We start from the raw sequence: 12,026 nt of genomic DNA on the forward strand, positions 1-12,026 counted from the left end.
AATTCAATTTTAGTGTTACTTAATTCTTTAACTAAATTAAGTAAAAAAGTTATTCAGCAAGTTCTAGTTCTTTAGCTATAATATCTGTAGCTTCATCTAGCATATGGTATACGTTTTCAAAACCATGATAGCCTCCTGTGTATGGGTCTGGAACAGAAGCTTCTTCGTTAGGGAAAATTTTATCTAAAATTAAAGATACTTTTTTCTTTTCTTCTTCATTAGAAGCTAGTTCTATTACATTTCTGTAATTAGAATTGTCCATCACATAAATAAAATCAAACTCTTGAAAATCTTTTTGCGTAAACTGTCTACCGCGCTGTGCGCTAATATCTATTCCTTTTTTTTGAGCCACTGCAATAGATCTAGGGTCTGGGGTGTCACCTACATGGTAATTACCTGTACCTGCAGAATCTACAGTAACATTTTGAAGATTAACTTTAGATTTTAGAAGACCTTCTGCCAATGGTGATCGGCAAATATTACCTAAACAAACCATTAACACCTTTGTTTTCATGATTATAGAGTCAATTTTTTATTTAAATCTTCTACAAATTTCTTAAACTGTTTATCTGTAGTAGATAAATTGTTTACTGTTTTACAAGCGTGAAGTACGGTTGCGTGGTCACGTTTACCTATTTGCGTACCTATACTTGCTAAAGAAGCCTTGGTTAGTTTTTTAGCAAAAAACATGGCTAATTGTCTAGCTTGTACAATATGACGTTTTCTAGTTTTAGATTGTAGAGTTTCTACATCCATCTGGAAATAATCACTTACAACTTTTTGTATGTACTCTATAGAAACTTCTTTCTTGGTATTTTTAACGTAGTTTTCAACAATTTTTTTAGCTAAATCTAACGTGATATCTTTTTTATTGAAAGAAGAGTGAGCAATTAAAGAAATAATAGCACCCTCTAATTCTCTAATATTAGTTTTGATATTGTTAGCTAAATATTCTATAATCTCTTCTGGCATTTCTACCCCATCACGGTAGAGTTTATTTTTGATGATTGAAATTCTAGTTTCAAAATCAGGATGTTGTAACTCTGCCGAAAGTCCCCATTTAAAACGAGATAATAAGCGTTGCTCAATATCTTGCATGTCTACTGGAGCTTTATCACTAGTAAGAATTACTTGTTTACCATTTTGGTGTAAGTGGTTAAAGATGTGGAAAAATACATCTTGTGTACCAGCTTTACCAGATAGTAATTGAATATCATCTACAATTAGAACATCTATAATTTGGTAGAAATGAATAAAATCGTTCCTATTATTTTTCTTTACAGATTCAATATATTGTTGCGTAAATTTCTCTGCAGATATGTATAAAACAGTTTTTTCTGGATATTTATCTTTTATTTCTACCCCTATAGCGTGTGCTAAGTGAGTTTTACCTAAACCTACACCACCAAATACTAATAATGGATTAAATGAAGTACCTCCTGGTCTATTAGATACTGCTAAACCAGCAGATCTTGCTAAACGGTTAGAGTCTCCTTCTAAAAAGTTATCAAAACTATAATTTGGATTTAGTTGAGAATCTATTTTTACATTTCTTATTCCAGGAATAATAAATGGGTTTTTTAACTCTGGACTTTTACCTTTTAACGGTACGTCAACTTCTTGAGAAGAAACATTACTTCTTTGAGAACTAGGTATTTTTTCTGTAAAAGGTTGTTTGTTACCGTAAGTGTTTTCCATCTTGATAACATACACTAATTTTGCGTGATCTCCTAGTTCTTTAGTTAAAGAAACCTTTAACAATTTTACATAGTGCTCTTCTAACCATTCATAAAAAAACTTAGACGGTACTTGTATACTCAACGCATTATCCGTGAGCTTTACTGCTTTTATTGGTTCAAACCAAGTTTTATAGGCTTGGGGAGTAATATTATCTTGTATAAAAGACAGACAACTTTCCCAAACTGATTCAGCAGTTTTACCCATAATTTTAATATAAATTTTATTGTTAATTCAGTATAAAAGTGAAAATGAGATACTTAAAAATAATAAGTGTTTTTCATTTTGGAAGAACAAATATGTGAACAAAAAAAGTAAAAAAAAAACCCAATAGGTATTGAATTTATTCTTTTTTTTTCTCATACTTAAATTCTTTATAAACTTACAAAATCTAATCCATTAAAAGCTGTTAAATTATATGAAATCATTTTCAACTATTATTAGAGTAAGATACGCCGAGACAGATCAAATGGGTGTAGTGCACCACGGTAACTATGCGCAATACCTTGAATTAGCGCGAATTGAGTGGATGGAGCAGTTTGGGGTTTCTTATAAGTCTATGGAAGATGATGGAGTTATGTTGCCTGTTTATGAAATGAATTTTAAATATAAGCGTCCTGCTCATTTTGATGATCGTTTAACAATTGTAACTACTCTTAAAGAAGAGCCTGACATTAGAATTAAATTTACTTATAAAATATACAGGGGAGAAGAGTTATTAACAATTGCAGAAACTACTTTGGTGTTTATGGAGGCAACAACTAAGAAGCCTATAAAATGTCCTCCTCATATTTTAAAAGCTATTGGATTTTAATTTTTTTGAAGTTGAATTTGAAAATTATTCGTTCGTCATGCTGAACTCGATTCAGCATCTCATCACTAGAAATTTTAGAGGATAATTTTATAAGAATATTGAAGCTGTAAAATTTTCATTCAATTCAAAATTAAAATTCTTCTAACTTATTCTACTTCTTCAATTTTAACTCCGTAAATACCTTCAAACTTATCAAAGATATTTTCAGCTTCATTTTCTCTTACAGAGATAAAAATTTGGCAATCTAATTCTAAAACCTGGTTGGTTACATTTAGACTTTTCTCTTTAATTACTCGCATTACTTTATTCATATCTGGATATTGGCAAGTAATTTTATATTCTGCATTAATGGTTTTGGTTTTTATTACTGAAGCTTCTAAAGCCATTTGAGCAGTAGTTCTGTAAGCGTTGATTAAACCACCAACACCTAGTTTAACGCCGCCAAAATAACGAACTACAACTACTAGAATGTTTGTAACCTCAAAAGATTGTAGTTGCCCGTAAATTGGCATTCCGGCAGAGTTAGAGGGTTCTCCATCATCATTTGCACGATAGTGGTCGTAACGTTTACCCAATTGCCAAGCATAACACCAATGCCTTGCTTTGTGGTGTTTGTTTTTTATTTCTTCTAAAACAGAATTAATTTCTTCTTCATTTTTTACAGGAAAAGCGTAACCAAAAAATTTACTGCCTTTATCTTTAAATAAGACTTCTTCGCTAGGTGTAAAAATGGTTTTATAAAGATCTGCTGCTTCCAAAATTATCGGGTTGTGAATGCCACTAAAATAATACTTACTATGGCTAATGCAATACCTATCCAGTTTTTTCTAAGTAATTTTTCTTTAAATAAAAGAATGCCTATAAATGTAGAAAGTAAAACTATAGCTACATTGTTTAATATAAATACTGTAGTGCTAGGCATATCTCCGCGTAATGCAAGAATAAAAAAGTAAACAGAATAGTAATTAGGTATACCTAAAGCAATACCGCCTATAATTTCTTTATAAGTAAATTTAATTTTTGTTTTGTTAAATTGAATTACTGCCGCAACACAACCTATTGTAGCAGCGCAAACAAAAATAGAAGCAGAAAATAAGGCTACATCTTCTTTAGCGACATAATTTTGTTCTAAAAATTTGATAAGCGTCTCTATAACTCCGCTTCCTAAAAAAACTAATAGCGGATAAATAAGCGTATTTTTTTCTAATTGAATTCCCTTTTTTTTTTTTACTGAAGAAAGGTAAACGGCGATGAGCGCTAGAACAATACCGAAGATTTTAAGCAAACCAGTTGGTTCATTATAATAAAATATAACGAACAAAATAGGAAGCGCAACACTCATTTTACTAGCAACAGAAACTACAGAAAGTCCGCTTTTTTGCGTGGTTATTGCCATTAAATTGAAAACAACAATAAATAATACCCCTAATAAGATGGCGCCAAAAATCCAATTTTGTGCTAGGGTGTCGTTAATACTAAAGTCTCTTTCAAAACCTAAATAACCAGCTACGCAAGCGGTAAAATAGTTAACCACAATAGCGTAAAGAGAATTTACTCGAAACTTATCTAGCAGTTTAAATACCACGTAAATTGCCGAAGAAGATAGTATGCTTAGCAGGAGAAAAATCAAAAGAGCTCAGATTTAGTACTGAATAAATCAACAACGTCTTCTGTATTGGGATCGATGTTCCAAGTGTGTATTCCTAAGCTTTTTGCCGCTTCGGTATTTTCTTGAGTGTCGTCGATAAACAAAACTTCATTAGGTTGAAGTTGGTGTTTTTCTAATACAAACTCATAAATATCTGCATTTGGTTTTCTAAAGTTTATTTCGTGAGAAAGGTAAAAAGCATCGAAGCAAGATTTAAACTCAGTAAAAAAAGAGACATTTTCTTTAATCCAAGAAATGTGTAAATCGTTAGTATTGCTTAGTAAAATAAGCTGATATTTATTTTCTTCTTTTAATTGCTGAAGAAATTCTAGCCGATGTTGTGGGAAGTCGAGTAAAATAGAATTCCAAGCAATTATTAACTTTTTTGAATTACTTTCAGGAATTTTAGAGATATAGAAATTCACAAATTCTTCCGAAGAAATTTTTCCCATCTCGTAGAGTTGGTTTTGCTCCATCATTCCCGAAGAAAAATCTTCTAAACCTAATTTCTTTAATTCTCTAAATGTAGCTGCTTTGTCTAGATTTATAAACACATCTCCAAAGTCGAATAAAAGCGTTTTGATCATTTTTTATTTTTATAAATTTCTAATAAATCGGTGTTAACTTTCTCTTTTTGTGGATGCTCTCCAACTAAGCTAGGCGCTTTAATCCCATTTTTAAATAAACAATCTCCAGTAAATACACGAGCCTCATCCCAGAGGTTAGCATCAATAAAAGTTTGTAAAGTTTGTTTACCACCTTCAATAATAACCGATTGCAACTCGTGTTGGTAAAGTATTTTACAAACTTCTTTGGCAAGATTTAAGCTAAAATCAACCTCTTCTACATAAATATTTTCTTTTTTTAAGGCGGGAGGGATATCGGTCTTTAAGTCGGTTATCACGATAGTTTTAATCGTATTATCAAATAAATGAGAGTCTTGCGGAATACGTAAATTTCTGTCTAAAACCACGCGAACCGGACTTTTACCTTCCCAAAGTCTAGTATTTAGTTTTGGGTTGTCTTTAACGGCAGTTTGCGTGCCTACCAGAATACTTTGTTCTTCACTACGCCATTTATGTACCAATTGTTTAGAGTGAGAATTGGTAATCCAAACTGGCTCTCGATTTTCTTGAGTAGCAGGGGCAATAAAACCGTCTTTAGATTGTGCCCATTTTAAAATAATGTAAGGCCTTTGGTGTTTATGAAAAGTAAAAAAGCGTTTGTTTAATTCTTTGCAATCTTCTTCTAAAACGCCTAAAACCACATCACAGCCTGCACTAATTAATTTTTGTATACCACGGCCTTGCACTTTTGCAAACGGATCCATAGTACCAATAACCACGCGCTTTATTTTATTAGCAATTATTAAATCGCTACAAGGTGGTGTTTTACCAAAATGAGAACAAGGTTCTAAACTCACATAAATAGTAGCTTTTTTTAATAAGCTTTTATCTTTAACAGAATTAACTGCATTAACTTCTGCATGAGGTTCTCCTGCTTTCTGGTGCCAGCCTTCCCCAATAATTTGATCTTGATACACAATAACACTACCAACCAATGGGTTAGGGTAGGTGTTTCCGGTAGCATTTTTTGCCAATTGAATGCAACGCTGTAAATAGAATTCGTGTTTTTTCACTTCCTTGTTTTTCTAAGTAAAAATCTTAAAATAATTGCGACCTTTGTTAGTCAAAAATAGCATGAAAAATTTACAATGAAGAAGCTAATAATTCGTCCTATTCAACCAAAAGATAATCAAGTGGTAGCACAAATGATACGAGAGGTTTTGGTAGAAATGGGAGCACCAAAAGTTGGTACAGCTTATGAAGATAAAACGCTAGAAACTATGTTTGAGGCGTATCAACAAAAAAGAGCAACATATTTTGTAGTAGAAGAAGACGGAGAAATTATTGATAGTGCAGGTATTGCTCATTTAGAAGGAGAAAAAGAAAATGTATGCGAATTGCAAAAAATGTATTTTTCTGCAAAAGCAAGAGGCAGAGGTTTAGGGAGTAAAATGATGAAAATTTGTTTAGAATTTGCCAAAGAGCAAGGTTTTACTCAATGCTATTTAGAGACTTTACCGTATATGAAGGCGGCGCAAAAATTATATAAACGTACAGGGTTCAAAGAAATTGATTGCCGTATGGGAAGTACAGGTCATTATTCTTGCGATGTTTGGATGCTGAAAGAATTAAATTAGCAGGATACGATACTGAAGCAAATTCAACATAACGAAAGTATAAATTAAAAGAGATTTTGAAACTAAAAACATACAAAGCTAAATTTTACGAAAAATTACTTTCTCTATTTCCAGAAACGGAAGTAGAGTCTTTTTTCTATTTATTAACCGAAGCTTATTTAGAGAAAACTAGAATTCAGTTAGCATTGGAGCCAGATTTCGAAATCAATTCGGAGCAACTTCAGCAGTTTGAAAAAGCATTACAGCGATTATTTCAGCAAGAACCTATACAGTATATTTTAGAAGAAACAGAGTTTTTCGGGTATCCTTTTCAGGTGAATCAATATACATTAATTCCGCGTCCAGAAACAGAAGAGTTAGTAGCTTGGATTATTGAAGATGTAGCGGCGAGAAAACAAGAAACAAACACCGCTAAAATTTCTATTTTAGATATAGGTACTGGGAGTGGTTGCATACCTATAAGTTTAGCAAAAGAACTTCCGCAGGCAAAAGTAAGTTCTATAGATGTTTCTAAAGAAGCTTTACAAATAGCACAAAATAATTCAGCCTTAAATCAAGTAGAGGTAAAATTTATTCAGCAAGATATTTTACAAGCAGAGAGTTTACCTGAAAAGTATGAGGTGATTGTGTCTAATCCGCCTTATGTTCGTGAGTTAGAGAAAGAGCAAATGCATCAAAATGTACTCGATTTTGAACCAGAATTAGCATTGTTTGTAGAAGATAATAATCCGTTAATTTTCTATCGTAAAATAGCTAGGTTGGCTAAAAATGCACTAACCAAAAATGGTGTTTTGTATTTTGAAATCAACGAATATTTACCTGAAGAAATGGTATCTTTGTTAGAAGAAATTGGTTACCAACATATCGAGTTAAAAAAAGATATATTTGGTAAATTTAGAATGTGTAAAGCTTCCTTTTAATAAGGATTTTATCACGTTATTTGTTTTTTTAAAATAACAATAGAAGATTCGTTATTCTGAATTTATTTCAGAATCTCATTAGTTTTTTGATTATATCTTGAAGATTCTCTGAAAGCAAAATTTGAAAGCTTTACTTAAGTTGGAAATAAAAAGAATACTTATTCAGAAAAAATAATCCATATGAATTCAACTGAAAAACCTGCTGTGAACTTTATTAAAAGCATAGCAGTATTTTGCGGAAGCAGCGATAGTAACGATGAATTTATTTATAGTCAGGCATACGAGCTAGGAAGAACGTTGGCAAATAAAAATATAGATTTAGTTTACGGCGGAAGCAAACTAGGCTTAATGGGGCAAGTAGCAAAAGGAGCTTTAGAAAACGACGGACTTGCGTTTGGTGTGATCCCCGAGTTTTTAAAAACCAAAGAAATTGTACATCGAGATCTTACCGACTTAATTACCACGCAAGATATGCACGAGCGTAAATTAAAAATGCACGAGATGAGCGATGGTTTTATCATGCTTCCTGGTGGTTTTGGTACGTTTGAAGAGTTTTTTGAAATACTTACTTGGGCACAATTAGGTTTGCATAAAAAACCAATTGGCATTTTAAATACCGAAGGTTACTATAACGATTTGTTAATGATGTTTAATAACATGGTAACTAAAGGTTTATTAAAAAATGAAACACTAGCTCTTATTTTAGTTTCAGACTCTATAGAAATTTTATTAGATAAAATGCATAGCTATGAGTCTAAAGTAGAAACTAAATGGCTTACCGATAAAGAGCAGACTTAATAAATTATTAAATTTTCATATTCAAATCTCTATTATAATGCAGTTATTAATTAATGCTCTTATAGGTTTTATAGCTTTTTTTCATTTATATATTTTATGGATAGAGATGTTTGCTTGGGAGTCTAAAGGGCCAAAAGCATTTCAAGAATTACCTAAAGATTTATTTCCTAAAACAAAAATACTAGCTGCTAATCAAGGTTTGTATAATGGTTTTTTAGCAGCAGGACTTATTTGGTCTTTTTTTATAGAAAATAAGGTTTGGCAAAATAATATAGCTTTATTTTTTCTTGCTTGTGTGGTTATAGCTGGTATTTACGGCTCTCTAACCGTAAGTAAAAAAATATTTTTTGTGCAATCTTTACCTGCCATAATCACTATGGTAATCGTTATTTTCAATATTTAATTTACAATACCCGTTTTTATTCATGAATACTGAGCAAAAAATACATGAGCTTCGCGAAGAGCTTCGTCAACATAATTATAATTACTATGTATTAGATCAGCCAGAAATATCAGATTATGATTTTGATATGTTGCTGAAAAAATTACAGGAGTTAGAAGATAAGCATCCAGAGTTTTACGATGCTAACTCTCCAACTCTTCGTGTAGGCGGGCAAGTAACCAAAAATTTCGCAACCGTAGTTCATAAACATAGAATGTATTCTTTATCTAATTCTTACTCAAAAGAAGAATTAGAAGACTGGGAAGTTAGAATAAAAAAAATGGTTGAAGACGAGGTAGAATATACTTGTGAGCTTAAGTATGATGGTGCTTCTATAAGTTTAACTTACGAAAATGGTGAGTTAGTTAGTGCAGTGACGCGAGGAGATGGAATACAAGGTGACGATGTTACTAATAACGTAAAAACCATTCGTTCAGTTCCGTTAAAGCTGAAAGGTGATTTCCCGCCAAAATTTGATATTCGAGGTGAAATTGTTTTGCCTTACGAAGGTTTTGTGAAGATGAATGCAGAAAGAGTAGAAAACGGAGAAGAACCTTACGCGAACCCAAGAAATACCGCTTCTGGAAGTTTAAAATTACAAGATAGTGCCGAGGTTTCTAAACGACCTTTAGATTGTTTGTTATATAGTATTGTTGGTGAAAATTTACCATTTACCACACAATTTGAAGGATTGCAAAAAGCAAGAGAATGGGGTTTTAAAGTTCCGCAAGAAGCAGAATTAGCAACATCGACCGATGCGGTCATGAAATATTTAGAATATTGGGATACACATCGTCACGATTTACCTTACGAGACAGATGGTGTGGTGATTAAAGTAAATAATTTAAACCATCAAGATGAGTTAGGTTATACCTCAAAATCTCCTCGTTGGGCAATGGCTTACAAGTTTAAAGCAGAACAGGTTTCTACTAAATTAGAAAAAATAACTTATCAAGTTGGGAGAACAGGAGCTATTACTCCGGTAGCCAATTTAGCGCCGGTACAATTGGCAGGAACTATTGTAAAAAGAGCTTCTTTACACAATGCCGATCAAATTGAAAAGTTAAATGTAAGAGAAGGTGATGAGGTGTTTGTAGAAAAAGGCGGAGAGATTATTCCGAAGATTATAGCAGTAGATTTTACTAAACGTGATCCTGATTCTGAACCTACAAATTATATTGAAGAATGTCCTGAATGCGGAACTGAATTGGTAAGAAAAGAAGGAGAAGCGCAACATTATTGCCCAAATTATAATGGTTGTGCGCCTCAAATTATAGGTAGAATTCAGCATTTTATTTCGCGTAAAGCAATGGATATTGAAGGTTTAGGTGGTGAAACAGTGGCTTTATTGGTTCGAGAAAATCTTATAGAAAATTATGCCGATTTGTATGAATTAAAAAAAGAGCAAATTCTACCTTTAGAACGTATGGCAGAAAAATCTGCTGAAAATTTAATTAAAGGTGTGCAAGATTCTACCCAAGTGCCTTTTGAACGAGTTTTATTTGCGTTAGGGATTAGATATGTAGGTGAAACCGTAGCTAAAAAATTAGCCAAACACTACAAAACGATTGAAGCTATAGAAGCTGCTACGCAAGAAGACTTGGTAAGCGTAGATGAAATAGGAGAAAAGATTGCAGAGAGTGTAGTCGACTTTTTTGCGGTGGAAGAAAACAGAGAAATAGTTAATAGATTAAAATCTCACGGACTGCAATTAGCAATTTCTGAAGAAGAATTGGCTGGGCAAACCGATAAATTAAACGGAAGTACTTTTGTTATTTCTGGAGTTTTTGAAAAAATATCACGTTCAGAATTAAAAAAATTAATTGAAGCTAATGGTGGTAAAGTAACTAGTTCTATTTCTACTAAAACCAACTATTTAGTGGCAGGAGATAAAATGGGGCCAAGTAAATTAGCTAAAGCAGAAAAAGCAGGAACAACAATTATTTCTGAAGATGATTTTCTAGCAATGGTAGAATAATTAACATCTAAGTAGGTGAAAAACTTTTCAAAATAAAAGTGAAATGATGGAGAAAATTGCGGTAATTGGAGGTTTAGGTACCCTTTCTGGGGGAGATTTGTTTTTTAAGCTATTAAAAAATCAGGAGGTTTTAAATCATCAAAATAAATATCATTTTATTTTTGAGCAGCAACCTTACCGCCAAATAGAATCTGCTCTACACGAAGAAGAAGATATAAAATCTAGAAAATTTTATACGTTTTCTATTTGCAAGAACTTTGAAGTTAAAGAGGTTTCTAAAATTTTATTGCCATGTTTTGCAAGTCATTCGTTTTTAGAAGAATTACAGAAAGAAACTACTATTTCTATTGTTAATATTTTTCATGCAATTACACATCATTTAACTTCAAAAATTGAAAAAGGAGCAAAAGTAGGAGTGTTAACATCCAATTTTGTAAAAGAATCGTTTTTACTTAATAAGCATTTGGCAGATTATGAGTTGGTTTTCCCTAGCAATCAGGCTAAACTTATGGATGCAATTTACGGTAAAACTGGCATAAAGAACGGAAATTTAGACGGTCTGCCACTCGAGTTTGTGTATCAAGCTTGTTTAGAATTAAAAGAAAAAGGTTGTAAGGTTATTTTACCTTGTATTACAGAAATTTCTCTTGTTGTAAATCAGTTAAGAAAGCGAGGTATTTCTATTATAGATGTGAATGAGGTTTATGCCAATTATGCATTACAAATAGGTAATGTTAAATCTCAGAGTCAACCATTTAAATTAGGCATTGTTGGCGGTGTTGGGCCTTCTGCTACGGTAGATTTTATGAATAAAGTTATTTTAAGTACACCTGCAGCTAAAGATCAAGACCATATTAAAATGGTGGTAGAGCAAAATCCGCAAATTCCAGATAGAACTGCCAATTTAATTTTGAATGAAACAGACCCTACCATTGCTTTGTTTTCTACTTGTAAAAAATTAGAAGCCGCAGGCTCTAACGCAATAGCTATACCTTGTAATACCGCACATGCTTTTGTAAAAGAAATTCAAGCGCATTTAAATATTCCTATTGTGAATATGATTACTACAACTGCGGAGTTTATTCTGAAAAATTATGGAAAAAATACAAAAGTAGGTTTACTAGCTACCACTGGTACAGTAAAAAGTAATGTTTACTTAGATGTACTTAAAAAGTATGAACTTCAAGTTGTAATTCCAGATGAGGTACATCAAAACCATGTGATGGAAAGTATTTATGGAGATTTGGGCGTAAAAGCTGGGTATACTACCGGTTCTTGTAAAGAAGAAATTATGAAAGGAGTTAATTATTTACTAGCTGAAGGAGCGCAAGTTATTATTTTAGGTTGTACAGAATTACCACTTTTATTTACAAATACTAAAGAAATAAACGATAAAGATAGGTCTGTACCTTTGATAGACCCTACTTTAATTTTAGCAGAAAAAGTGGTAGAGTTAGCTACTCTAAAAGACTAAATTAATTTCAAA

At 32.3% G+C, this 12,026-nt stretch carries 13 protein-coding genes; 7 read left to right on the forward strand and 6 right to left on the reverse strand.

Annotated features, from left to right (window positions below; genetic code table 11):
• Positions 1-49: 49 nt before the first annotated feature.
• On the reverse strand, positions 50-514 hold the full coding sequence (locus BUC03_RS10350; protein ID WP_073151412.1) for a low molecular weight protein-tyrosine-phosphatase: 465 nt from the start codon (positions 512-514) through the stop codon (positions 50-52).
• A gap of 2 nt (positions 515-516) precedes the next feature.
• Positions 517-1,944 (reverse strand): chromosomal replication initiator protein DnaA, encoded by a 1,428-nt coding sequence (gene dnaA, locus BUC03_RS10355; RefSeq protein WP_073151413.1) that lies wholly within the window; start codon positions 1,942-1,944, stop codon positions 517-519.
• Positions 1,945-2,155: 211 nt separating this feature from the next.
• Between dnaA and BUC03_RS10360 the strand changes: the two genes are divergently transcribed.
• On the forward strand, positions 2,156-2,551 hold the full coding sequence (locus BUC03_RS10360) for an acyl-CoA thioesterase (protein ID WP_073151415.1): 396 nt from the start codon (positions 2,156-2,158) through the stop codon (positions 2,549-2,551).
• A gap of 146 nt (positions 2,552-2,697) precedes the next feature.
• On the opposite strand, the gene BUC03_RS10365 is transcribed toward BUC03_RS10360, so the two are convergent.
• The 4 genes from BUC03_RS10365 to ribD are packed head-to-tail and all read right to left on the reverse strand — an operon-like array spanning position 2,698 to position 5,838.
• Positions 2,698-3,309, reverse strand: coding sequence for an IMPACT family protein (locus tag BUC03_RS10365; RefSeq protein WP_073151417.1), 612 nt, complete (start codon positions 3,307-3,309; stop codon positions 2,698-2,700).
• 2 nt (positions 3,310-3,311) lie between these two features.
• Positions 3,312-4,181, reverse strand: a complete 870-nt coding sequence (locus BUC03_RS10370) for a GRP family sugar transporter (protein WP_073151419.1) — start codon at positions 4,179-4,181, stop codon at positions 3,312-3,314.
• Positions 4,178-4,786, reverse strand: a complete 609-nt coding sequence (locus tag BUC03_RS10375) for an HAD family hydrolase (protein ID WP_073151422.1) — start codon at positions 4,784-4,786, stop codon at positions 4,178-4,180. Before BUC03_RS10375 ends, BUC03_RS10370 begins: the two co-directional genes overlap by 4 nt.
• Positions 4,783-5,838, reverse strand: a complete 1,056-nt coding sequence (ribD, locus tag BUC03_RS10380) for a bifunctional diaminohydroxyphosphoribosylaminopyrimidine deaminase/5-amino-6-(5-phosphoribosylamino)uracil reductase RibD (RefSeq protein WP_073151425.1) — start codon at positions 5,836-5,838, stop codon at positions 4,783-4,785. The genes BUC03_RS10375 and ribD overlap by 4 nt, the downstream gene beginning before the upstream one ends.
• 75 nt (positions 5,839-5,913) lie before the next feature.
• On the opposite strand from ribD, the gene BUC03_RS10385 reads away from it, so the two are divergent.
• From BUC03_RS10385 to BUC03_RS10410, 6 genes are all read left to right on the forward strand, one after another.
• Entirely contained in the window at positions 5,914-6,402 is a 489-nt protein-coding gene (locus tag BUC03_RS10385; protein WP_073151428.1) for a GNAT family N-acetyltransferase, read from the forward strand.
• 56 nt (positions 6,403-6,458) lie between these two features.
• Positions 6,459-7,322 carry a peptide chain release factor N(5)-glutamine methyltransferase gene (gene prmC / locus BUC03_RS10390; protein WP_073151431.1) on the forward strand — a complete coding sequence of 288 codons (864 nt, stop codon included), beginning with the start codon at positions 6,459-6,461 and terminating at the stop codon, positions 7,320-7,322.
• Positions 7,323-7,502: 180 nt separating this feature from the next.
• Positions 7,503-8,120: an LOG family protein gene (locus tag BUC03_RS10395; protein ID WP_073151433.1), complete on the forward strand. Its 618-nt coding sequence runs from the start codon at positions 7,503-7,505 to the stop codon at positions 8,118-8,120.
• A gap of 37 nt (positions 8,121-8,157) precedes the next feature.
• Positions 8,158-8,523, forward strand: a complete 366-nt coding sequence (locus BUC03_RS10400; RefSeq protein ID WP_073151436.1) for a DUF1304 domain-containing protein — start codon at positions 8,158-8,160, stop codon at positions 8,521-8,523.
• 22 nt (positions 8,524-8,545) lie between these two features.
• Complete coding sequence (gene ligA / locus BUC03_RS10405) at positions 8,546-10,540, forward strand: NAD-dependent DNA ligase LigA (protein ID WP_073151439.1); 1,995 nt, start codon at positions 8,546-8,548, stop codon at positions 10,538-10,540.
• A gap of 43 nt (positions 10,541-10,583) precedes the next feature.
• Positions 10,584-12,014 (forward strand): cysteate racemase, encoded by a 1,431-nt coding sequence (locus tag BUC03_RS10410; RefSeq protein WP_073151442.1) that lies wholly within the window; start codon positions 10,584-10,586, stop codon positions 12,012-12,014.
• Positions 12,015-12,026: the final 12 nt, after the last annotated feature.

The organism is Mesonia phycicola, assembly GCF_900141885.1.
GTDB classification, from domain to species: Bacteria; Bacteroidota; Bacteroidia; order Flavobacteriales; family Flavobacteriaceae; genus Mesonia; species Mesonia phycicola.